Source organism: Actinosynnema sp. NPDC020468 (assembly GCF_040642015.1).
GTDB lineage: Bacteria > Actinomycetota > Actinomycetes > Mycobacteriales > Pseudonocardiaceae > Actinosynnema.
In genome coordinates this window covers 43,618-64,942 of sequence record NZ_JBFAEO010000044.1, presented here as the reverse complement: position 1 = coordinate 64,942, position 21,325 = coordinate 43,618, and the positions used below count along the sequence as shown (strand labels likewise).

23 protein-coding genes are annotated in these 21,325 nt (G+C 71.7%); 1 reads left to right on the top strand and 22 read right to left on the bottom strand.

The window, feature by feature from the left end; all coding sequences use genetic code 11:
• Positions 1 to 38: 38 nt before the first annotated feature.
• The 3 genes from pyrH to rpsB form a co-directional block, all read right to left on the bottom strand.
• Positions 39 to 749, bottom strand: coding sequence for a UMP kinase (pyrH, locus tag AB0G50_RS27340; RefSeq protein WP_360113683.1), 711 nt, complete (start codon positions 747 to 749; stop codon positions 39 to 41).
• 115 nt (positions 750 to 864) lie between these two features.
• On the bottom strand, positions 865 to 1,680 hold the full coding sequence (gene tsf, locus AB0G50_RS27335) for a translation elongation factor Ts (RefSeq protein ID WP_360113664.1): 816 nt from the start codon (positions 1,678 to 1,680) through the stop codon (positions 865 to 867).
• Positions 1,681 to 1,803: 123 nt separating this feature from the next.
• Positions 1,804 to 2,679 (bottom strand): 30S ribosomal protein S2, encoded by an 876-nt coding sequence (gene rpsB / locus AB0G50_RS27330; RefSeq protein WP_360113662.1) that lies wholly within the window; start codon positions 2,677 to 2,679, stop codon positions 1,804 to 1,806.
• Between the two features lie 389 nt (positions 2,680 to 3,068).
• Between rpsB and AB0G50_RS27325 the strand changes: the two genes are divergently transcribed.
• Complete coding sequence (locus AB0G50_RS27325; RefSeq protein ID WP_360113660.1) at positions 3,069 to 3,539, top strand: M23 family metallopeptidase; 471 nt, start codon at positions 3,069 to 3,071, stop codon at positions 3,537 to 3,539.
• A 1,583-nt stretch (positions 3,540 to 5,122) separates the two neighbouring features.
• Here AB0G50_RS27325 and AB0G50_RS27320 read toward each other — a convergent pair.
• From AB0G50_RS27320 to ffh, 19 genes are all read right to left on the bottom strand, one after another.
• Entirely contained in the window at positions 5,123 to 6,115 is a 993-nt protein-coding gene (locus AB0G50_RS27320; RefSeq protein ID WP_360113658.1) for a FliA/WhiG family RNA polymerase sigma factor, read from the bottom strand.
• On the bottom strand, positions 6,090 to 7,067 hold the full coding sequence (locus AB0G50_RS27315) for a tyrosine recombinase XerC (protein WP_360113656.1): 978 nt from the start codon (positions 7,065 to 7,067) through the stop codon (positions 6,090 to 6,092). The genes AB0G50_RS27320 and AB0G50_RS27315 overlap by 26 nt, the downstream gene beginning before the upstream one ends.
• 33 nt (positions 7,068 to 7,100) lie before the next feature.
• Positions 7,101 to 8,246, bottom strand: a complete 1,146-nt coding sequence (gene dprA / locus AB0G50_RS27310; protein WP_360113654.1) for a DNA-processing protein DprA — start codon at positions 8,244 to 8,246, stop codon at positions 7,101 to 7,103.
• Between the two features lie 120 nt (positions 8,247 to 8,366).
• Positions 8,367 to 9,872, bottom strand: a complete 1,506-nt coding sequence (locus AB0G50_RS27305; protein WP_360113652.1) for a YifB family Mg chelatase-like AAA ATPase — start codon at positions 9,870 to 9,872, stop codon at positions 8,367 to 8,369.
• Between the two features lie 358 nt (positions 9,873 to 10,230).
• Complete coding sequence (locus tag AB0G50_RS27300; protein WP_360113650.1) at positions 10,231 to 10,581, bottom strand: YraN family protein; 351 nt, start codon at positions 10,579 to 10,581, stop codon at positions 10,231 to 10,233.
• Between the two features lie 166 nt (positions 10,582 to 10,747).
• On the bottom strand, positions 10,748 to 11,071 hold the full coding sequence (locus AB0G50_RS27295; protein ID WP_360113648.1) for a DUF2469 domain-containing protein: 324 nt from the start codon (positions 11,069 to 11,071) through the stop codon (positions 10,748 to 10,750).
• Positions 11,071 to 11,862, bottom strand: a complete 792-nt coding sequence (locus tag AB0G50_RS27290; RefSeq protein WP_360113681.1) for a ribonuclease HII — start codon at positions 11,860 to 11,862, stop codon at positions 11,071 to 11,073. The genes AB0G50_RS27295 and AB0G50_RS27290 overlap by 1 nt, the downstream gene beginning before the upstream one ends.
• A 12-nt stretch (positions 11,863 to 11,874) precedes the next feature.
• Entirely contained in the window at positions 11,875 to 12,780 is a 906-nt protein-coding gene (gene lepB, locus AB0G50_RS27285; RefSeq protein ID WP_360113646.1) for a signal peptidase I, read from the bottom strand.
• Positions 12,781 to 12,796: 16 nt separating this feature from the next.
• Complete coding sequence (gene lepB, locus AB0G50_RS27280) at positions 12,797 to 13,696, bottom strand: signal peptidase I (protein ID WP_360113644.1); 900 nt, start codon at positions 13,694 to 13,696, stop codon at positions 12,797 to 12,799.
• A gap of 35 nt (positions 13,697 to 13,731) precedes the next feature.
• Positions 13,732 to 14,091 carry a 50S ribosomal protein L19 gene (gene rplS / locus AB0G50_RS27275; protein WP_360113642.1) on the bottom strand — a complete coding sequence of 120 codons (360 nt, stop codon included), beginning with the start codon at positions 14,089 to 14,091 and terminating at the stop codon, positions 13,732 to 13,734.
• A gap of 168 nt (positions 14,092 to 14,259) precedes the next feature.
• Positions 14,260 to 14,997: a tRNA (guanosine(37)-N1)-methyltransferase TrmD gene (trmD, locus tag AB0G50_RS27270; protein ID WP_360113640.1), complete on the bottom strand. Its 738-nt coding sequence runs from the start codon at positions 14,995 to 14,997 to the stop codon at positions 14,260 to 14,262.
• Complete coding sequence (rimM, locus tag AB0G50_RS27265; RefSeq protein ID WP_360113638.1) at positions 14,987 to 15,502, bottom strand: ribosome maturation factor RimM; 516 nt, start codon at positions 15,500 to 15,502, stop codon at positions 14,987 to 14,989. Before rimM ends, trmD begins: the two co-directional genes overlap by 11 nt.
• Before the next feature lie 7 nt (positions 15,503 to 15,509).
• Positions 15,510 to 15,749, bottom strand: a complete 240-nt coding sequence (locus AB0G50_RS27260; RefSeq protein ID WP_015104447.1) for an RNA-binding protein — start codon at positions 15,747 to 15,749, stop codon at positions 15,510 to 15,512.
• Positions 15,746 to 16,183, bottom strand: coding sequence for a 30S ribosomal protein S16 (rpsP, locus tag AB0G50_RS27255; RefSeq protein WP_360113635.1), 438 nt, complete (start codon positions 16,181 to 16,183; stop codon positions 15,746 to 15,748). Before rpsP ends, AB0G50_RS27260 begins: the two co-directional genes overlap by 4 nt.
• 150 nt (positions 16,184 to 16,333) lie before the next feature.
• Entirely contained in the window at positions 16,334 to 17,092 is a 759-nt protein-coding gene (locus AB0G50_RS27250) for a 5-oxoprolinase subunit PxpA (RefSeq protein WP_360113633.1), read from the bottom strand.
• Positions 17,089 to 17,829 carry a CPBP family intramembrane glutamic endopeptidase gene (locus AB0G50_RS27245; protein WP_360113679.1) on the bottom strand — a complete coding sequence of 247 codons (741 nt, stop codon included), beginning with the start codon at positions 17,827 to 17,829 and terminating at the stop codon, positions 17,089 to 17,091. The genes AB0G50_RS27250 and AB0G50_RS27245 overlap by 4 nt, the downstream gene beginning before the upstream one ends.
• A gap of 45 nt (positions 17,830 to 17,874) precedes the next feature.
• Positions 17,875 to 18,582, bottom strand: coding sequence for a CPBP family intramembrane glutamic endopeptidase (locus AB0G50_RS27240; RefSeq protein WP_360113631.1), 708 nt, complete (start codon positions 18,580 to 18,582; stop codon positions 17,875 to 17,877).
• A 44-nt stretch (positions 18,583 to 18,626) separates the two neighbouring features.
• Positions 18,627 to 19,700, bottom strand: a complete 1,074-nt coding sequence (locus AB0G50_RS27235) for an amidohydrolase family protein (RefSeq protein ID WP_360113629.1) — start codon at positions 19,698 to 19,700, stop codon at positions 18,627 to 18,629.
• Positions 19,697 to 21,235, bottom strand: coding sequence for a signal recognition particle protein (gene ffh, locus AB0G50_RS27230; RefSeq protein ID WP_360113627.1), 1,539 nt, complete (start codon positions 21,233 to 21,235; stop codon positions 19,697 to 19,699). Before ffh ends, AB0G50_RS27235 begins: the two co-directional genes overlap by 4 nt.
• Between the last annotated feature and the right edge of the window lie 90 nt (positions 21,236 to 21,325).

Sequence of the window (21,325 nt, the reverse complement as noted above, 5' to 3'; positions counted from 1 at the left end):
CCCTTGGTGTGCGAAGTTCGGCTCAGATCCCAGCAGGTCTAGTAGGACGGTCGACCACCGGGGGTGCTCACCAGCGTGCCGATCTTCTCACCACGCACGGCGCGCGCGATGTTCCCCTCGGTGAGGAGGTTGAAGACCATGATCGGCATGTTGTTGTCCATGCACAGGCTGAACGCGGTGGCGTCGGCGACGTTGAGACCGCGCTCCAGGACCTCGCGGTGCGTGATGTGGTCGAACATCTGCGCGTCCGGGTCGATCTTGGGGTCGGCGGTGTAGATGCCGTCGACGGCCTTGGCCATGAGCACGATCTCGCAGCCGATCTCCAGCGCGCGCTGCGCGGCGGTGGTGTCGGTGGAGAAGTAGGGCATGCCCGCGCCGCCGCCGAAGATGACGACCCGACCCTTGTCGAGGTGGCGCATGGCGCGGCGGGGGATGTAGGGCTCGGCGACCTGTCCCATGGTGATGGAGGTCTGCACGCGCGTCTCTATGTCGTGCTCGCGTTCGAGGAAGTCCTGCAACGCCAGGCAGTTCATCACAGTGCCGAGCATGCCCATGTAGTCGGCCCGGCTGCGGTCCATGCCGCGCTGCTGGAGTTCCGCGCCGCGGAAGAAGTTGCCGCCACCGATGACGACGGCGATCTGGACGCCCGTCCGGACCACGGCGGCGATCTGGCGGGACACGGTCTGCACCACGTCCGGGTCGACGCCGACCCCGCCGCCGCCGAACATCTCGCCGCCCAGCTTGAGCATCACCCGGCGGTAGCCGGAGGCGGGCTCTTCGTGGTCTACCCCTGCGCTCAACTGTCCTCCTTCGGACACGGCAAGGGCGGGGTTGCCGTGTGCCGCAACCCCGCCCTCACGCGAATCAGGCTTCGCCGACCTCGAAGCGGGCGAACCGGGTGACCGTGACCCCGGCTTCGTCCAGCACGGCCTTCACGGATTTCTTGGACTCCGTCACAGAGGCCTGCTCCAGCAGCACGACGTCCTTGAAGAACCCGTTCACCCGGCCCTCGACGATCTTGGGCAGCGCGGCCTCGGGCTTGCCCTCCTCGCGGGAGGTCTCCTCGGCGATGCGGCGCTCGTTCGCGACCACGTCGGCCGGCACGTCGTCGCGGGTGAGGTAGCGCGGGCGCATCGCGGCGGCCTGCATGGCGGCACCGCGGGCGGCGTCCTCGCTGTCACCGGTGTACTCGACCAGGACGCCCACGGCGGGCGGCAGGTCCGCGGCACGGCGGTGCAGGTAAGTGGTCACTGTGCCGTCGAAGACGGCGACCTTGGCCAGCTCCAGCTTCTCGCCGATCTTGGCGGAGAACTCCTGGACGACCGCGTCGACGGTCTTGCCGTCGAGGTCGGTGGCCTTGAGCACGTCGACGTCGGCCGGACGGGAGGCCTTGGCGACGGCCACGATCCGGGCCGCCAGCTCCTGGAAGTCGGCGTTCTTGGCGACGAAGTCGGTCTCGCAGCGCAGCTCGATCATCACACCGTCCTCGGCGGCCACGAGGCCGTTCGAGGTGGTGCGGGCGGCGCGCTTGTCGACGTCCTTCGCACCCTTGATGCGCAGGATCTCGACCGCCTTCTCGAAGTCGCCGTCGGTCTCCTCCAGCGCCTTCTTGCAGTCCATCATGCCTGCGGCGGTCAGCTCGCGCAGACGCTTCACGTCAGCGGCGGTGTAGTTCGCCATCGTGCGGTTTCCGTTCCTTCTGCGTCCGGTTGTCGGCACGGGGCCGACGTGGGTTGCGCGCGGGTACATCTGTGCGCGCGCCGCGCCCTCCGCGAGCACGGGAGGACGCGGCGCGCGTTCGGATCAGGACTGGACGGGCTCGGTGCCCTCGGCAGCCGCGGGGGCGGCCTCGGCGGCCGGAGCGGCCTCGGTCGCGGCCGGGACGGCGACGGGCGCCTCGGCGTTGACCAGCAGCTCCTGCTCCCACTCGGCCAGCGGCTCGTCGACGCCCGGCTCGGGCTTCTCCGCGCCACCCTGGCCGGTGCGGACACCGGAGCGCGCCATCAGACCGGCGGCGGCGGCCTCGGCCACCACCTTGGTCAGCAGCGCGGCGGACCGGATCGCGTCGTCGTTGCCCGGGATCGGGTAGTCGACCTCGTCCGGGTCGCAGTTGGTGTCGAGGATCGCGACGATCGGGATGTTGAGCTTGCGCGCCTCACCGACCGCGATGTGCTCCTTCTTGGTGTCCACGATCCACACGGCGCTGGGCACCTTGGACATGTCGCGGATACCGCCGAGCGTGCGCTCCAGCTTGTCCTTCTCGCGGTTCATCATCAGGATTTCCTTCTTGGTGAAACCCTGGAAACCGCCGGTCTGCTCCATCGACTCCAGCTCCTTGAGCCGCTGGAGGCGCTTGTGCACCGTGGAGAAGTTGGTGAGCATGCCGCCCAGCCACCGCTGGTTCACGAACGGCATGCCGACGCGGAGGGCCTCGTTGGCGATGGCCTCCTGCGCCTGCTTCTTCGTGCCGATGAACAGGATCGACCCGCCGTGCGCGACCGTCTCGCGGACGAACTCGTACGCCCGGTCGATGTAGGTCAGCGTCTGCTGGAGGTCGATGATGTAGATGCCGTTGCGCTCGGTGAAGATGTAGCGCTTCATCTTCGGGTTCCAGCGACGGGTCTGGTGCCCGAAGTGCACGCCGCTGTCGAGCAGCTGCTTCATGGTGACGACGGCCATGGCCGGGTTCGCACCTCTTCGATCAGGCGCGTCGGCTGAGCTCGTCGGCCGACACGCGGTTCCGGTTGGTCGCGGCGGACCGGGAGGCCCACCGCCCTGGTGCCCCGCCGGCACCCGAACCGGGAGTGGCAACACCCCTGGACCGCTCGGACGCCGTGACTCGACCGCGAACGGATTCGAGATCAGCAGTGGCACGCGAAGTCGTCCCGCGCTTACACGGGCCGCGCAACGAGTGTACGCCGGACGACCCCTGTTCCACGAACCGCCCCTCAAGTTGTCCACAGGCACCCGAGTTGTCCACAGTCCAGCCATAGCCACTGGTAACCCACCCCGCCTCCCGGCACGGTTGACCCATGCGTCCCACAATCCGAACGTCCCTGGTCCCGGCCTTGACAACCCTCCTGCTCCTGATCACGACAACCCCGTCGACCGCCCGCCCGCCCCGCTTCGCCTGGCCCCTGCACCCACCCCACCCCGTGCTGACCCCGTTCGCCCGCCCACCGACCCCGTACGCGGCCGGCCACCGCGGCGTGGACCTGGGAGCCCCCACCGGCGCCCCGGTCCTGGCCTCCGCCGACGGCGTGGTCGGCTACGCGGGCCAGGTGGCGACCAGGGGCGTCGTGTCCGTGCACCACCCGGGCGGCCTGCGCACCACCTACGAGCCGGTCACCCCCACCACCCGCCCGGGCCAACGAGTACACCGAGGCGACCGAATAGCCACCCTCGAACCAGGCCACGAAGGCTGCCCGTCCACCTGCCTGCACTGGGGAGCCCTGCACACCTCCCCGAAAGCCCCACGCACCTACCTCGACCCGCTAGCCCTCCTGACCACAGCCCAAGTCCGCCTACTCCCGCCCTAACCCCCAGCCCCAGCCCCAGTCCTAAGCCCCAAGCCGCCCGCCCTAATCACACCCTTCGCCGCCTTCGCCCTTCCAAAACTTCCCGCCCCAACGCATACCGACCGCAATCCAGCCAACCCCTCGCCACCCAGGCACCGATCACAAAACATCGACCAGCGACCAGCGACCAGCGACCAGCGACCAGCGACCAGCGACCCCAGTCAGCGCCGTCGACCAAACACCGTCAACCAGCCCCAAATCGGCGACGTTCGGTGAACAACCTTCGGCGAGCGACCTCCAACACGCCCCCAACAGCCGCCCTCACCCGCCCACCAGCCGCAACACCCGGCGGCAGCAGCCAACACCCACCACCACAAGCCAGGCGCCAAGACCAGCCCCTGCCACACAGGCCACACCAGGCCGGACCTACCCAGCCGCACCCAGCCCAGGCAAGCCCACGCCCAAGCCAGGCCCAGCCGGCCCGGTCCAGCCGGGCCAGTCAGGCCAGGCCGGGCCAGGTCGGGCGGGATCGGATCCGCCGGGCGGGCGGGTCAGGCCGGGTCGGGCCAGGTCGGGCCGGGCCAGATCGGGCCGGGCCAGATCGGGCCGGGCCAGATCGGGCCGGGCCAGATCGGGCCGGGCCAGGTCGGGCCGGGCCAGATCGGGCCGGGCCAGATCGGGCCGGATCGGGCCGGATCGGGCCAGATCGGGCCGGATCGGGCCAGATCGGGCGGGGTCGGGCGGGGTCGGGCGGGGTCGGATCGGCCGGGCGGGCGGGTCAGGCCGGGTCGGGCGGGGTTGGGCCGGGCGGGGCAGGGTCCGGCGGGGCGGGCCGATCCGGGCAGGCCGGGCGGGGTCGGGCGGATCGGGTCGGGCGGGCGGGCCGAATCGGGCAGGCCGGGCACGGTCCGGCGGATCGGATCGGATCGGGTCGGGTCGAGCGGGGCGGGCCGAGTCGGGCGCAGCGCACAGCGGCCAAAGCGCCGGGCCCGGGAAAGTCGGCCGGGCCAGGTACCCCGCAGCCCGTAGAACCCGGGCGGGGCAGGGCGGGAGCAGTGAGCGGTGCCTGGTGGCGTCGACCGGCGGCACGGGACAGGGCTGATCAGCGCGAGGCGGTGGTGGTGGAGCAGCGATGCAGGGCGCGTGCAGGGCACGCGGGGCCGAGCTGCGAGCCACAGGTCGGGCCACGTGTCGAGAAGGCGGGCACCTGGTGGAAAGGCGGGCACCTGGCGATCGGCCGCGGTCGGGAGATCGGGCTCGCCTCGGGATCGGCCACGCGTCGGGAGTTGGGCGAGCCGCGCGATCGGGCAGGCGTCGGGGAGTTGGGCGAGCCGCGCGGTCGGGCAGGCATCGGGAGTTGGGCGAGCCTCGCGAGTTGGGCGAGCCGCGCGGTCGGGCAGGCGTCGGGGAGTTGGGCGCGCCTCGCGAGTTGGGCGAGCCGCGCGGTCGGGCAGGCGTCGGGGAGTTGGGCGCGCCTCGCGATCAGGCAGGTGTCGGGAGGTTGGTGCGGGCCCGGCGATTGGCCGGGTGCGGGGGAATTGTTTCGGCGCGCGGACGGAGCCAGGCCTGAGGGCTTGGCTGGAGGGGTGGGGCGGTGGGTCTGGTCAGGCTTCCAGTTGCTCGTTGAGCTTGGTGCGCAGTCGGAGGACTGCTCGCGTGTGGAGTTGGCACACTCGCGACTCGGTCACGCCCAGGACCTTGCCGATTTCGGCGAGGGTGAGGTTTTCGAAGTAGTACAGGGTCACGACGACTCGGTCGCGTTCGGCGAGTTGGGCGATGGCGTCCGCGAGTTGGCGGCGGCTGTCCTGGTCGACCAGGGTGGCTATCGGGTCCTCGGCGCCCTCGTCGGGCAGGGATTCGGCCAGGGAGGAGCCCGCGCCTCCGGCGTTGCGGCCGGCGGCGATGAGTTCGTCCAGGGCCACGACGCTGGTCAGCTGGAGTTGCGCGTACAGCTCGCGCAGTTCGGCCAAGCCGATCTTCAGCTCGGCGGCCAGTTCGCGGTCGGTCGGGGTGCGTTGAAGGCGACCGCCCAGGCGTTCCAGGGCCCGCTCGACGTCGCGCGCCCGGCTGCGGACGGATCTCGGCACCCAGTCCTGGCTGCGCAGGTCGTCCAGGATCGCGCCGCGGATGCGTTGCATCGCGTACGTCTCGAACTTCAGGCCGCGCTCGGGCTCGAACTTCTCGATCGCGTCCACCAGGCCGAAAATGCCGGACTGGATCAGGTCCGCGACGTCGACGTGCGCGGGTAGGCCGGTGCCCACGCGGCCGGCGACGTACTTCACCAGCGGCGCGTAGTGCAGCACCAGGCGGTCGCGGAGGGCCTGCTCGTGGGACTCGCCGTAGGTGTGCCAGAGCGCGATGATCCCGGCTTCCACGTCGTCCGCGGTGCGCGACTCGGAGGCCGGGTGTGCCGGCCTGCCCACCGCGACGGCGTGCCCGTTCACCGGGTGCTCGCCGCCCGCGGCGTGGCGACCGTACGTCCCAGCCGGGGTGCGCGACTCCGACGTGGTCCCGACGCGCGCGGCGGGAGGAGAGGTCACGGTTGCGGTCCGCGAACCTCCCCCTGCGACGTCAGGAACGGGGGTGGGTTCGGTCATGGATCGCCTTCAGCCGTTCGACGGTGACGTGTGTGTAGAGCTGAGTCGTTGCGAGCGTAGCGTGACCAAGAAGCTCTTGGACGGTGCGCAGGTCCGCTCCCCCTTCCAACAGGTGCGTGGCCGCGGAATGCCGCAAGCCGTGGGGTCCTACCGCAGCGGTGTCGGGTACCGCACCCACTACATCGTGAACAACTCGCCTGGCGGTACGCGGATCGAGACGCCCGCCTCGGGATCCCACGAACAGGGCGTGCTGTGAACGCTCGGTGACCAGCGCCGATCGTCCCTGTTCCACCCACCGTCGTACTGCCCGTTCGGCCGGAACGCCGAACGGCACCACGCGTTCGCGACTGCCCTTGCCGAGAACTCGAATCACCCTTTGGGAGTAGTCCACGTCGCCGAGGTCGAGCCCGCACAACTCGGCGACCCGGACGCCGGTTGCGTAGAGCAACTCCACCACGGCCTGGTCACGGAGCGCAACCGGATCGCCCTGCTCGGCCCCGGCCTCGGCGGCCGACATCGCCGCCGCCGCCTGCTCCGGCCGCAGCACGGTGGGCAGCGTGCGGTGCGGTCGCGGCGCGACCAGGCGGGCTCCCGGATCCGCAGGCAGCAGCCCCGTCCGAGCCGCCCAGGCGGTGAACGTCCGGGAGGCCGCCGCGCGCCGAGCCAGGGTGGTCCGCGACGCCCCGGACGCCCGCTGCGCGGCCAACCAGGACCGCAGCCCGGCGAGGTCGACGGACTCCACGACGGCGTCGGCGGGCGTGCCGCCGGCCAGGTGCACCAGAAGAGCCACCACGTCGCCCAGGTAGGCCCGCACGGTGTGCGGGGAAAGCCCCCGCTCCAGGCCCAGGTGGCGTTCGAACGCGTCCACCACCGCGCCCACGTCCGCAGGCAGCGCGCGACGCCACCGGACAAGATCGACACGGCGAGTCCGAGCGGGCGGCGGCGGGGACATAGACCTTGACGCTCCGCCTTCGGGCGCGGTTGGTCAAGCATCGCCACGCCAATCCGAGTCGTGGGAGCGCTTCCACCCGTCGTCCACCCGCTCGGCCAATCCGGCCAACTCCAATTCCGGCAGCAGCGCCCTGACCATCGGCAGGTCCACGCCGGATTCGACCGCGACCGCCTCGACCGACACCCCGCGGCGCAAACCCAACGCTTCGAACACCCGCATCGCGTCACCGTGCACCGGCGCCTTTTCACGCGATCGTGTGGCCTCCACCAGGTCGAATCCCAATCGCCCGGTCGATTCGACCACTTCCGCGACACTGCTCACCGGAACCGCCTCGCCCGACCGGAGCAATTCGTGGCATCCGGACGACGTCGCGGACGTGACCGGACCGGGCACCGCCATCAGCACCCGGCCGAACGCGGACGTCGCGGCGGCGGTGTTCTTCGCCCCGCTGCGCCGCCCGGCCTCCACGACCACCGTCCCGTCGCCGAGGGCCGCGATGAGGCGGTTCCTGGTCAGGAACCGGTGCCGGGCCGGGGTGTGCGCGGGCGGGTACTCGCTCACCACCAGGCCGTGGCGGGAGATCCGGTCCAGCAGACCCTCGTGCGCCACGGGGTAGGGCACGTCCACCCCGCACGCGAGCACGGCGACCGTGGGGCCACCGGCCGCCAGGGACCCGCTGTGCGCGGCGGCGTCGATGCCGAACGCGGCGCCGGACACGACCGTCACCCCGGCCTCGGCGAGCCCGTGCCCGAACTCGGTCGCGACCTGCCGGCCGTAGCCGCTGGCGGCCCGGCTGCCCACCACCGCGACCGCCCGCTCGGTCAGCGTGGCGAGGTGGCCGAGACCCCGCACCCAGAGCGCCAGCGGCTCGTAGCCGAACCGGACGCCGTGCGCGGAGGCCAGGGACAGCGCGCGGAACGGCCAACTCGGCCATTCCTCGTCCTCGGGTATCAGCAATCGCCCGTGCAGCGCGTGCACGATCCGGAAATCCTCGTCCACGCGGTCGACGGTGCGCCGCGCGGACGTCTCCCGGCCGACCGCGTCCGACACCGTCCCGGCGCGCACCGATTCGGCCGCGCGCACGGGACCCTGTTCGGCCACCAATGCGGCGAGTGCGGGTGCGGGCGGTTCGGCGACCCGGGAGAGGTAGGCGCGGGCACGGCGGATCGATTCGGGCATGGGACTACTCCGGTTCTGCCGACGAGGAGGCGAAAGGGGTGGGAACGGTTCGGGGTACGCGGGAGGGGAATGGGGTGACGGTGGATTAGTGGGGTGGGATCGCGGGTGAATGGGCGGTGGTCACCGGCGGTCGCGGAATTCCAGGGCCGCCGCGACGTGGGATGGGGTCGGGATGTCGGTTTCCTCCAGGTCGGCCAACGTCCAGGCGACGCGGAGGCACCGGTCCGCGCCGCGGCCGGTCAGGGCGCCGGTGGACAGCGCCCGGTCGAGGAGGGCGGTCGTGGCGCGCGGCAGGGCGAACTCGCGGCGCAGCGCTGGGCCGGGCACCTCGGCGTTGGTCTGCCAGCCGTGCGCCGACCAGCGCGAACAGGCTCGGGTCCGGGCGGCGGCGACCCGAGCGCGGACGATCTCGGTCGGCTCGGGTGGGAGGACGTCCGCGCCGGCCATCGCGGTCAGGGGTCGCGTGCCGACCCGGATGTCGACGCGGTCCAGCAGCGGACCCGACAGCTTGGCCTGGTAGCGCCGCCGGGCGGTGGCCGTGCAGGTGCAGTCGATCTCCTTCGGCGGCGCGCACGGGCACGGGTTCGTCGCGAGCACGAGTTGGAACCGCGCCGGGTAGCGGGCGATCCCGTCGCGGCGGGCCAGGTGGATCTCGCCCTCCTCCAGGACCGTGCGCAGCGCCTCCAGCTTCGTCTGGCCGAACTCGCACGCCTCGTCCAGGAAGAGCACACCCCGGTGGGCCCGGCTGACCGCACCCGGTTTGGCCAGGCCCGAGCCGCCGCCCACCAGCGCGGCGGTGGACGTCGAGTGGTGCAGGGTGACGAACGGCGGTGACGTCACCAACGGCGTCTCCGGCGACAGCAGGCCCGCGACCGAGTGGACGGCGGTGACGTTCAGCGCGTCCTCCGCCGACAGGGGCGGCAGGAGGCCGGACAGTCGTTGGGCCAGCATGGTCTTGCCGGTGCCGGGCGGGCCGGTCAGCAGCAGGTGGTGACCACCCGCCGCCGCGACCTCCAGCGCCCAGCGCGCCTCCGGTTGCCCGATCACGTCGGCCAGCTCGGAGGTGGGCGGCGGGGGCGAGAGGGTCGGCTCCACCGGGGGTTCGAGGGCGTCCAGGTCCTCCAGCCAGCCGAGCACGGCCGCGAGGGTCGACGCGCCCCGGGTCTCCAACCCGGCGACCAGCGACGCCTCGGGCAGGGCGTCGACCGGGACCACCGCCCTGGTCAGCCCGGCCCGGCGCGCGGCGAGCAGGGAGGGCAGCACGCCCCGGACGGTGCGGACCCGGCCGTCCAGGGCCAACTCGCCGAGCACGACGGTGCCGTCCAGCTTCGCCGCCGGCACCGCGCCGGCCGCCGCGAGCACGACGCACGCCAACGCGAGGTCGTACCCGGAGCCGCCCTTGGGCAGGGTCGCGGGCGAGAGGCCGAGCGTGACCCGCTGGGTCGGCCAGGACTGCCCGCTGTTGCGCACGGCGGCCCGCACCCGGTCCTTGGACTCGTGCAACGCGGCGTCGGGCAATCCGAGCAGCTGCGTCCGCACCGAACCCACGCCGACGTCGGCCTCGATCTCCACCGGCACGCCGTCCACCCCGAACAACGCCACCGACCACGCCCGCGCCAGCCCCATCAGGAGCCGCCGGCGGAACGCGGACCGCGCCGAGTGGACGAATCGCGGAGGGTGAACGCACCGAGTGAGGCAGAGAAGTCGCTCGGGGAGGAGAAGTCGCTCCGGGAGGGGAGGTCGGGTGGGGCGGAGCCGGCCCTGGAGGGGGAACCGCCTGGAGCGACAGGGCGGCCGACCGGGGTGCGAGGACCAGCCGGAGGACCAGCCGGCAGGGCAGGACGGCTGGTGGCGTGCAGGACGCGTGCGCCGGCGGTCGCGTGTGAGGGGGCACGGGAAACGGGGCGGGTGAACGGGGCTGCGGGGTGTGGGGTGGCGAGGTCGGCGGGCCGGGCAGGGTGCGGGGAGTCGGCACGGGTCGCGGTCACATCACACCGCGCACGTGGCGGAGGCGGACTTGGCCTTCGGGGGGCCATTCCAGGGCTATGACGTCGTAGCGGATCGGGACCCAGCCGACGTGGTGTTCGCAGAGCCAGCGGGCGGTGGCGCGGCGGAGGCGGTCGAGTTTGGGTTGGTCCACGGCTTCCAGGGGGTCGCCCCGGCTCGTGTCGGTGCGGGACTTCACCTCGCACACCACCAGGGTGGCGCCGTCCGTGGCGATCACGTCCAGCTCGCCCTCCGGGCACCGCCAGTTCCGGGACAGGACCACCAGGCCCTGCTGTTCCAGCCACGAGCACGCCACGTCCTCGCCGCGCCTGCCCAACACCGCGTTCATCGCCGATCCTCCCTGGTCCGCGTACCTGTCGAGATCGACAGTGCCGGGCCGGCGGCGCGGGTTCCAGGACCAGGTCGCGAACTGTGGACAACTCGGGGGGGCTGTGGACAAACCAAAAAGAAGCGCCCCCCAGAGCAAGGGGGGCGCCTCGGCGAGCGAACGAAACCTAGGAGTTGAAGGGACCGTCCTCCGGCAGCCTGAGGTCGGGCTTGTCCAGTTCCTCGACGTTGACGTCCTTGAACGTGATCACCCGGACGTTCTTCACGAACCGGGCGGGCCGGTACATGTCCCAGACCCACGCGTCGGACATCCGCACCTCGAAGTAGACCTCGCCGTCCGCGTTGCGGACCTGCACGTCCACCGAGTTGGCCAGGTAGAACCGCCGCTCGGTCTCCACGACGAACGAGAACTGGCCGACGATGTCGCGGTACTCCTTGTACAGCGACAACTCCATCTCGGTCTCGTACTTCTCGAGATCCTCTGCACTCATCACGCCTCCGCGCGGTTGATCATCGAATCCGCGCCCCTCCTCGTCGCGACCCTGCCACCGCTGGTCCGCGGCGGTGTTCCATTCTGGACCACGCCGGCGGCGAGGACGCCGCGCGCCACACGGTGCGGCGGTTCCAGGCCGTGCCCGGCGGCCGCCGTGGCCACATTCGCATACGACCAGCGGTGTTGCGCAACGGGGCCGTGTTCCAGCAGCGCCGCGGTGTGCTCCGCGGTGCAGTAGCCCTTGTGCACGTCGAACCCGAACTGCGGGTACTCCTCGTGCAACCCCTTCATGATCCGGTCCCGGGTGACCTTGGCCAGCACCGACGCGGCGGCGACGCACGCGGCCACCCGGTCGCCCTTGACCACCGGCACGTTCGGCGCGGGCAGCCCCGGCACCCGGAACCCGTCGGTCAGCACGTAGCCCGGGTGGGACGACAGCTGCGCCACCGCCCGCCGCATCCCCTCGATGTTCGCCACGTGCACGCCGATCTCGTCTACTTCACTCGATGGAATGACGATGACGGCGTAGTCCTGCGCCCTCTTGAGCACCACGTCGTACATCCGGTCGCGCGCCGCCGCGGTCATCAGCTTCGAGTCGGTCAACCCCTCGAACCGGGCCGCGTCACCGGTCCGCAGCACGCACGCGGCCACCACCAACGGGCCCGCGCAGGCACCGCGACCGGCCTCGTCCACGCCCGCCACCGGCCCGAGCCCGCGCCGGTCGAGCGCGGCCTGGAACGCCCAGATGCCCGCGTTCTGCCTGACCTGTGCGCGAGGTGGCTTGCGGATCACCGCTCGACCCTATCCCAGGCCGCGACGACGGAACCTCGACCGCACCCGCTTGCCCAGCAGCACCACGGGGAACGCGGCCGCGAAGCCCGCGCCGGCCGGGATGCCGGACTGCCAGCCGGGCGCGCCGATCGACACCGCCTGCGGGTCGTGGTCGCCGACACCCTGCCAGCGCGACGGCGGCAGCACGACCACCCGCACCTTGCCCACCACGTTGCCCACCGGCACCAGGCCGCCCTCGCGCCCGTCGCCCTGGCACCGCGAGTCGCACGAGTCGTTCCGGTTGTCGCCCATGACGAACAGGTACCCGTCGGGGATCTTGAGGTCCGCGAACGAGTCCTGCGAGGTGCTGCGACCGGGTTCCCAGAAGATGTACGGCTCGTCCAGCGGCTTGCCGTCCACCTCGACCCGGTTCTTGTCGTCGCAGCACTTCACGGTCTGGCCGCCGACCGCGATGACCCGCTTGACGAAGTCCTCCTCGTTCGCCTGCGGGAACCCGAGCAGCGAGCCCACCTTCTGGAGGGCGCGCAGGATCGGGTTCTCCGGCGGCGGCGCGACGAAGTCCTGGTTGATCCACGTGTCCGGGCCGTGGAACACGATCACGTCGCCCGGCGAGGGCTCGGAGAAGTCGTAGGTGACCTTGTCCACGAGCACGCGGTCGCCGTAGCAGCTCGCGCACCCGTGGAGGGTCTGCTCCATCGACTCCGACGGGATCATGTAGACCTTCGCGAGGAAGGTCTGGATCAGGATCGCCAGCACCACCGCGACGCCGATCAGGATCGGCAGCTCACGCCAGAACGAGCCCTTGCGCTTCTTTCCGGCTTTGCCCGCGCGTTTGCGCCACTCCTCGACCGCCTCTTCATCGGCGGCGCGCTGGGGGTCCTCGTCGGACGAGCCACGGGGTGCGACGTCTACCACTCCCCCACAGTACCGATCAACCGTGTGAGGCCCTGGTCAACCGGTTGCGCAGCCTTCGGCCCAGGAACACGACGGGGAACGCCGCCGCGAGGCCCGCGCCCGCCGGGATGCCCTGCTGCCAGCCGGGCGCTCCCAGCGACACGGCCTGCGGGTTGTGGTCGCCGATGCCCTGCCAGCGCGACGGCGGCAGCACGATCACCCGCGCCTTGCCGATCACGTTGTCCACCGGCACGGTGCCCGCCAGACCGCCGCCGCCCTGCTTGCGGGAGTCGGTCGAGTTGGTGCGGTTGTCACCCATCACCCACAGCGACCCGTCGGGCACCTTGACCGGCGCGAACGGCTCCTCGTCCACCGGCGAGGTGCCCGGCTGCCAGTAGATGTAGGGCTCGTCCAGCGACTTGCCGTCGACCTTCACCCGGTGCTGGTCGTCGCAGCACTCGACGGTCTGGCCGCCGGTGGCGATGACGCGCTTGACGAAGTCGCGCTCGTCCGGCGGCGCGAGGCCGATCAGGGACAGCGCGGACTGGAGCCCGCCGACGACGGGGTTGTCGGACCGGGACGACTGGAAGTCGTTGTTGCCCCACGAGTCGGGGCCGCGGAACACCACGACGTCACCCGGCTCGATGTCGGTGAAGTCGTAGGTGAGCTTGTCGACCAGCACGCGGTCGTTCGTGCACCCCGGGCAGCCGTGGAGGGTCTGCTCCATGGACTGGGAGGGGATGACGTACACCCGCGCGAGGAAGGTCTGGATCAGGACGGTCAGCACCAGGGCGGTCGCCGCGAGCACGAGGATCTCGCGCCACAGCGGCTGTTTCTTCTTGGGCTTCCCTTGACGAGCCGCAGCCGAGTCCTCAGTGGACTCGGCTGCGGTGTCACGACCGTCTTCGTCTGCGGAGCTGTGCGCGGGTTCTGCCACGGTGGGCAGGCTAGCGGTCCCGCGCCGAACCGGCGTCAGGAGGCCGGCTTGGCGTCCCGCTTCTCCTTGATCTTGGCGGCCTTGCCGCGGAGGTCGCGCAGGTAGTAGAGCTTGGCGCGACGCACGGCACCGCGGGTGGCGACCTCGATCTCGGCGATGTTCGGGGAGTGCACCGGGAAGGTGCGCTCGACCCCGACGCCGAAGGAGACCTTCCGGACGGTGAAGGTCTCGCGGATGCCACCGTTCTGCCGGCGGATCACGACGCCCTGGAACACCTGGACCCGCTCGCGCGAACCCTCGATGACCCGGACGTGGACCTTCAGCGTGTCGCCCGGCCGGAAGCCCGGGATGTCGGAGCGCAGCGACTGGGCGTCAAGAGCGTCCAGGGTGTTCATCGGTGGTCCGTCCTCGTCCTCACGTGTTAGCTAACTCCCCACGGACGCGGCATTTCTCAAATCACACACGCGCTTGGGGGCGGGCTTGCGGCGCACGCCGAACAGGTCGTTCCGGGTGCAGCAACCTGTCCAGTGTGCCAGACGGGTCGTCCGGGGACGAAATCGGGCCTAGTCCAACCCGTCCAGGAGCGCCCGGTCGTGCTTGTCCAGCGCGCCCTCGGGCAGGGCGTCGAGCAGGTCCGGACGGCGTCGCGCGGTGCGGCGCAGCGACTGGTCGCGCCGCCACCGGTCGATCAGCCGGTGGTTGCCGGACCGGAGCACGTCCGGCACGGCCAGGTCCCGCCACACCTCCGGACGGGTGTACGAGGGACCCTCCAGCAGGCCGTCGGAGAACGAGTCCTCGGCGGCCGACTTCGGGTTGCCCAGCACGCCGGGCAGCAGCCGGACGACGGCCTCGACCATCACCAGCACCGCGACCTCGCCGCCGACCAGCACGTAGTCGCCGATCGAGACCTCGTCCACCGGCATCCGGCGCGCGGCGTCGTCCACCACGCGCTGGTCGATGCCCTCGTACCGGCCGCACGCGAACACCAGCCGGGGCTCGGCGGCGTACTCGTGCGCCAACTCCTGGGTGAAGGGGCGCCCGGCGGGCGTCGGCACGACGAGCCGCGCGGGCCCGTCGCCGACCACCGCGTCGAGTGCCTCGCCCCACACCTGCGGCTTCATCACCATGCCGGGACCACCGCCGTACGGGCTGTCGTCCACGGCCTTGTGCACGTCGTGCGTGAAGTCCCGCAGGTCGTGCACGTCCACGCTGATCAGGCCCTTGTCGAGGGCCTTGCCGAGCAGCGCGGCGCGCAGCGGGTCCAGGTACTCGGGGAAGATCGTGACGACGTCAATCCGCATCGAGCAGGCCCTCTGGGGGGTCCAGCACGACGCGGCCGCCCGCCACGTCCACGGTCGGCACGATCTGCCGCACGAACGGCACCAGCAGCTCACCGCCCTCGCGGCGCACCACGAGCAGCTCGCCGCCCGGTCCGTGCACGATCTCCTTCACGGTGCCGATCTCGGTGCCGTCGAGCAACTGCGCCGACAGCCCTTCCAGCTCGTGGTCGTAGAACTCGTCCGGGTCCCCGGTCGGCGGCAGGTCGTCCGTGCTGCCGAACAGCAGGGTGCCGCGGAGGGTTTCCGCGACGTCCCGGGTCACCACTTCCTCGAAGCGCACCAACAGCCGCCCGGAGTGCTCCCGGGCGGCTGTGACGGTGAGGTCGCGGGACGTGCCGTCGCGCAGCTTCGCGTTCAGGACGGAGCCCAGGGCGAAGCGCGTTTCCGGCGAGTCGGTGCGCACGTCGACGGCGAGTTCGCCGCTGATCCCGTGCGCCTTGGCCACTCGGCCGACGACGACGTCCATGCGCGCGTCAGCGGTCGGTGTCGACCACGTCGACGCGCACGCCACGGCCGCCGATGCCCGCCATGACGGTGCGCAGCGCGGTCGCGGTGCGGCCGCTGCGGCCGATCACCTTGCCGAGGTCGTCCGGGTGGACGTGCACCTCGAGCGTGCGGCCGCGGCGGGTCGTCACCAGGTTCACCCGGACGTCGTCCGGGTGGTCGACGATGCCCCGAACGAGGTGTTCGAGAGCGTCGGCCAACAGGCTCACGCCTCGTCCTTGGACTCGGCGGCGGCGGGCTCGGCGTCGGCCTTCTTCGCCGACTTCTTCTTCGGCGTGGTGGCCTCGGTCGAGGGCTCCTCGCCCGCGGCGGCGAGCGCGGCGGCGAACAGCTCGGCCTTGCTGGTCTTGGGCTCCTTGACCTTCAGGGTGCCCTCGGCGCCCGGCAGGCCCTTGAACTTCTGCCAGTCGCCGGTGATCTCCAGCAGGCGCTGGACGGACTCGGTCGGCTGCGCGCCCACGCCCAGCCAGTACTGCGCCCGGTCGGAGTCGACCGCGATGAACGACGGCTCCTCCTTGGGGTGGTACTTGCCGATCGTCTCGATGGCCTTGCCGTTGCGACGGGTGCGCGAGTCGGCGACGACGATGCGGTAGTACGGCTGACGGATCTTGCCAAGCCGCTGAAGCTTGATCTTGACGGCCACGGGTTCCGGTGCTCCCTGAAGTGATTGCGTGCGTGCGGGCGGTCGTCACCCGCGTGGGGCACGGGTGTCGATTGCCCAGGTGTCTGGGGCGCCACGGCACGGTGAGAGGGACCGAACCCGGCGAACGACAGACCATTCTGCCAGACGGGTCTAGTCGGCCACGAATCGGGCCGGTCGCACACCGTTCACCACCAGTGCGTCGCGCACCGCACGGGCGTGTGCCACGGCGCCCGGAGTGTCGCCGTGCAGGCACACGGAGTCGACCTCGACCCGCAGCACGGTGCCGTCCACGGCCACCACCTCACCCTCCAGGGCGAGCCTCAGCACGTGCGCCACGACGGCCTCGGTCCCGGTCAGCAGCGCACCGGGCTGCGACCGCGGCACGAGCGTGCCCTGCGGCGTGTACCCGCGGTCGGCGAAGGCCTCGCGCACCGGGCGCAACCCGGCCGAGTCGGCGTGCGCGAGCAGCCTCGAGCCGGGCAGGCCGAGCACCGGCAGGTCGCCGAACGCGACCACGCCCGCCACCACCGCGCGGGCCTGCGCGTCGTGGTGCACGGTGGCGTTGTAGAGCGCGCCGTGCGGCTTCACGTACGCCACGCGCGTGCCCGCCGCCCGCGCGCACGCGTCCAGCGCGCCGATCTGGTAGAGCACCTCGTCGGCCAGCTCACCCGGGTCGACCTCGATGAACCGGCGGCCGAAGCCCGCCAGGTCCCGGTAGGACACCTGGGCGCCGACCGCGACACCGCGCGCGGCGGCGAGCGCACACACCCGGCGCATCGTGGACGGATCGCCCGCGTGGAACCCGCACGCGACGTTCGCGCTGGTCACGACGTCGAGCAGGGCCTCGTCGTCGCCCAGCCGCCAGACCCCGAAGCCCTCGCCGAGGTCGCTGTTCAGGTCGAGCGTCACATCGCCCCCGTGGACACGAGCAGCAGGGTCAGGCCGGGCAGGAAGTTGTTGACCACGTGCGCCACCACGCTCGCGGTGAGCCGACGGGTGATCAGCCGGGCGATACCCAGCGGGATCGCGATCACGATCAGCAGCGACGTGCGCAGCGGCTCCAGGTGACCCGCCGCGAAGATCAGCGTGGACAGGATGAACGCGGCCCACCGGCTCCACCCCTGGCGCTCGATCGCGCCCCAGAGCAGCCCCCGGTAGATCAGCTCCTCGCACACCGGACCCACGAAGCACACGTAGACGAACATGGCGATCGCCGCGCCGACCGGGAACGTGGTGCCGTCGACCAGTTCGCCGATCGCCGAGGTGGCGTTCTGGTCGCCGACCACCTTGGACCACGCCAGCGCGGCCACGTAGGTCAGCACCAGGCCGAGGAATCCGAGCTTGAGGCCGACCTTGACGTCCGCCCAGTTCCAGCCCAGCCGCAGGTCGACCAGCGGTCCGTTGCCGCGCACCAGGGTGATCACCACGGCGACCGCCGCGGCCAGCACGGTCGGCACCATCGAACCGACCAGCACGAAGGTCACCGACGAGCCGAGGTCGGTGCCGGACGTGGTCGCGATCGCCGTGATGAACACGGCGGTGAGCACGAACACCGCCTCCACCAACAGGAACGCGCCGAAGCCCCAGCGCTGGCCGGAGCGCTCCGGCTCGGGTTCCCGCCCGACCGCGCGCACGCTCGCGATCAGTCCTGTCGGCGGCTCGTCCGGTGGGTTCACAGCCAACCACCCTAGTCAGAGGGCCCCCGCGTACAGGTAGACGGCGGGGACGAGGTTGTTGGCCGCGTGCGCCACCACGCAGGCGGAGGTCCGTCCGGTGATCATCCGCGCGGCGCCGATGGCGAGCCCCTGCGCGAAGAGCGGGATCGTCCGCCACGACTCCTCGTGGAGGAAGGCGAAGATCAACGCCGTGAAGCCCAAGATAGCGACCGGGGGAACCCTGTAGTGCGCCAGAGCGTTCCACAGGGCGCCCCTCGTCAGCAGTTCTTCGGCAATCGGGGCGCCCAGGAAGACGAACGCGGACGCGGCGGCGAGCCACACCGTGCCGCCGTCGGACAGCGCCTCGACGCGGTCGAGTCCCGTGCCGGCGTCCCGGTCGATGCTGAGCACCACGACCCCGAGTACCCACGCGAGCACCAGGGACAACACGCCGCAGGCCAGTCCTACCCGGACGTCCCGCCAGGTGGGCGCGAGACCGAAGTCGCGGGCCGGGCCGTCGCCGCGCCACCAGGAGTAGACCAGCGGCGCCGCGCCGAGCATCACGTTGGGCAGGAACACCAGCAGCAGCAACGGGCCCAGCACGGGCGGGTCGGTGACGTCGACGTGCGCGAACCGGTCCGCCGTCACCGCGGTGAACAGCAGGTTGCACGCGTAGTAGCCGGCCAGGCCGAGGAAGAAGGCCGGGAATCCCCAGTGCGCCCGTCCGGTCCGCTGCTCCGCCACTCGTCCGAACGTACTGGTGCTCCCTGTGCGCGCCGTCCCCGGCTTCAGTGCACGCGGCCCCGCAGCATCACCAGGCTCGGGTGGCGCAGCACGGACAGGTCCTCGCGCGGGTCGCGGTCGTAGACCACGACGTCGGCCGCCGCGCCCTCCACGAGGGACGGGAAGCCGAGCCACGCCCTGGCCCGCCAGGACGCCGCGGCGAGCGCGTCGGTCCTGGTCATGCCGACCCGGTGCAGGGCCTCGACCTCGTCCACGATCCGACCGTGCCGGATGCCGCCGCCCGCGTCCGTGCCCGCGTACACCGGCACGCCCGCCTCGATCGCCGCGCCGATCCGCTCGCCGCTGCGCGCGTACAGCTCGCGCATGTGGCGCTGGTAGGACGGGTACTTGCCGGCGCCGTCGGCGATGCCGGGGAAGTTCTCCACGTTGATCAGCGTGGGCACCAGGGCGGTGCCGTTCGCGGCCATCAGCGCGATCGTCTCGTCGGTCAGACCGGTGCCGTGCTCGATGCAGTCGATGCCCGCGTCCAGCAGACCGGGCAGCGCCGCCTCGCCGAACACGTGCGCGGTGACCCGGGCGCCGCCGTCGTGCGCGACCTTGATCGCGTCCCGCAGCACGTCGTCGGACCACAGCGGGTCCAGCTCGCCGGTGTCCCGGTCGATCCAGTCGCCGACGAGCTTGATCCACCCGTCGCCGTTCGCGACCTGCTCGGCGACCGCGGCGGCCAGGTCGCCCTCGCGCTCGACCTCGACGCCGAGGTAGCGGATGTAGCGCCGCGGTCGGGCCAGGTGCCTGCCCGCCCGGATGATCCGGGGCAGGTCGAGGCGCTCCTGGAGCGGCCGGGTGTCCAGCGGCGAGCCGCAGTCGCGGATCAGCAGGGTGCCGGCGTCCCGGTCGGTGATCGCCTGCTCGACGGCCTCGGGCAGGTCGACCACGCCGTGCGGGCCGAGGCCGACGTGGCAGTGCGCGTCGACCAGGCCGGGCACCAGGTAGCCGCCGTCCACGACGGTCCGCGCGCCCGGCACGGGCTGGGTGCGCACGCGGCCGTTGACCACCCACAGGTCGGTGGGGCCGTCCCCGTCGGGCAGGACGACCCCGCGCAGGTGCAGACCGCTCACTTGCCGAACTTCAGCTTCGACGGGTCGAACCCGGGCGGCAGCTGGTCGAGGCCGCCGTCGAGGCCGGGCGGGAGCGCCTGGGGCGGCGCGCCGGGGAAGCCGGGGGGCAGGCCGCCGGGCATCATGCCGGGGAACCCGCCGCGCATCTTCGGCGGCGTCGGGCCGCGGCCCTTGCCCTTCTTGCCCTTCTTCCCCTTGGCCTTGCGGTTGTTCGCGCGTCCGCCGGGCAGGCCGAACCGGCCGGCCATCTGGGACATCATCTTGCGCGCCTCGAAGAAGCGGTTGACCAGGTCGTTGACGTCGCTGACCTTCACGCCCGAGCCGTTGGCGATGCGCAGCCGGCGGGAGGCGTTGATGATCTTGGGGTCGTCCCGTTCGGCGGGCGTCATGCCGCGGATGATCGCCTGCACGCGGTCCAGGTGCTTCTCGTCCAGCATCGCGAGCTGGTCCTTCATCTGGTTCGCGCCCGGGAGCATGCCCAGCAGGTTCGCGATCGGACCCATCTTGCGCAGCTGGAGCATCTGCTCGAGGAAGTCCTCCAGCGTCAGCTGGCCGGAGCCCATCTTCACCGCGGCGGCCTCGGCCTGCTCGGCGTCGAAGGTGGCCTCGGCCTGCTCGATCAGGGTGAGCATGTCGCCCATGCCCAGGATCCGGCTCGCCATCCGGTCCGGGTGGAAGACGTCGAAGTCCTCCAGCTTCTCGCCGTTGGACGCGAACATGATCGGCTGGCCGGTGACCTCGCGGACGCTCAGCGCGGCGCCACCGCGGGCGTCGCCGTCGAGCTTGGTCAGCACCACGCCGGTGAAGCCGACGCCGTCGCGGAAGGCGGTCGCGGTGTTGACCGCGTCCTGGCCGATCATCGCGTCGACCACGAACAGCACCTCGTCGGGCTGCACGGCGGCGCGGATGTCCACGGCCTGGCGCATCATCTCCTCGTCGACGCCCAGTCGGCCCGCGGTGTCGACCACGACGATGTCGTGCTGCGCCCGCTTGGCCTCCTCGATGCCGCGGCGCGCCACGTCCACCGGGTCGCCCACGCCGTTGCCGGGCTCGGGGGCGTACACCGGCACGCCGGCGCGCTCGCCGACGACCTGGAGCTGGGTCACCGCGTTGGGGCGCTGGAGGTCGCACGCGACCAGCATCGGCGTGTGGCCCTGACCCTTGAGCCACTTCGCGAGCTTGCCCGCGAGCGTCGTCTTGCCCGCGCCCTGGAGACCCGCGAGCATGATCACGCTGGGCGGGTTCTTGGCCAGGCTCAGCCGTCGGGTCTCGCCGCCGAGGATCGCGACCAGTTCCTCGTTGACGATCTTGACGACCTGCTGCGCCGGGTTGAGCGCCTGGGAGACCTCGGCGCCCTTGGCCCGTTCCTTGACCTTGGCGATGAACGTGCGGACGACCGGCAGCGCGACGTCGGCCTCCAGCAGCGCCACCCGGATCTCCCGCGCGGTGGCGTCGATGTCGGCGTCGGACAGCCTCCCCTTGCCACGCAGGTTCTGAAGGACCGTGGTGAGCCGGTCGGAAAGGGTGTTGAACACCTGACCTCGCACGTCGTTCGTCGGTGGGCGGATCACCCGGCGGGCCGGCCAATGGGTCGCCGGGTCCGTCGAGAGCACCTTTCAGGGTAG

What these genes read in the sequence shown, in the direction of transcription:
- pyrH (WP_360113683.1), bottom strand. Translation starts at nt 749, where the DNA reads ATGCTCAAGCTGGGCGGCGAGATGTTCGGCGGCGGCGGGGTCGGCGTC.
- tsf (WP_360113664.1), bottom strand. Translation starts at nt 1,680, where the DNA reads ATGGCGAACTACACCGCCGCTGACGTGAAGCGTCTGCGCGAGCTGACC.
- rpsB (WP_360113662.1), bottom strand. Translation starts at nt 2,679, where the DNA reads ATGGCCGTCGTCACCATGAAGCAGCTGCTCGACAGCGGCGTGCACTTC.
- AB0G50_RS27320 (WP_360113658.1), bottom strand. Translation starts at nt 6,115, where the DNA reads ATGACCGAACCCACCCCCGTTCCTGACGTCGCAGGGGGAGGTTCGCGG.
- AB0G50_RS27315 (WP_360113656.1), bottom strand. Translation starts at nt 7,067, where the DNA reads ATGTCCCCGCCGCCGCCCGCTCGGACTCGCCGTGTCGATCTTGTCCGG.
- dprA (WP_360113654.1), bottom strand. Translation starts at nt 8,246, where the DNA reads ATGCCCGAATCGATCCGCCGTGCCCGCGCCTACCTCTCCCGGGTCGCC.
- AB0G50_RS27305 (WP_360113652.1), bottom strand. Translation starts at nt 9,872, where the DNA reads ATGGGGCTGGCGCGGGCGTGGTCGGTGGCGTTGTTCGGGGTGGACGGC.
- AB0G50_RS27300 (WP_360113650.1), bottom strand. Translation starts at nt 10,581, where the DNA reads ATGAACGCGGTGTTGGGCAGGCGCGGCGAGGACGTGGCGTGCTCGTGG.
- AB0G50_RS27295 (WP_360113648.1), bottom strand. Translation starts at nt 11,071, where the DNA reads ATGAGTGCAGAGGATCTCGAGAAGTACGAGACCGAGATGGAGTTGTCG.
- rplS (WP_360113642.1), bottom strand. Translation starts at nt 14,091, where the DNA reads ATGAACACCCTGGACGCTCTTGACGCCCAGTCGCTGCGCTCCGACATC.
- trmD (WP_360113640.1), bottom strand. Translation starts at nt 14,997, where the DNA reads ATGCGGATTGACGTCGTCACGATCTTCCCCGAGTACCTGGACCCGCTG.
- rimM (WP_360113638.1), bottom strand. Translation starts at nt 15,502, where the DNA reads ATGGACGTCGTCGTCGGCCGAGTGGCCAAGGCGCACGGGATCAGCGGC.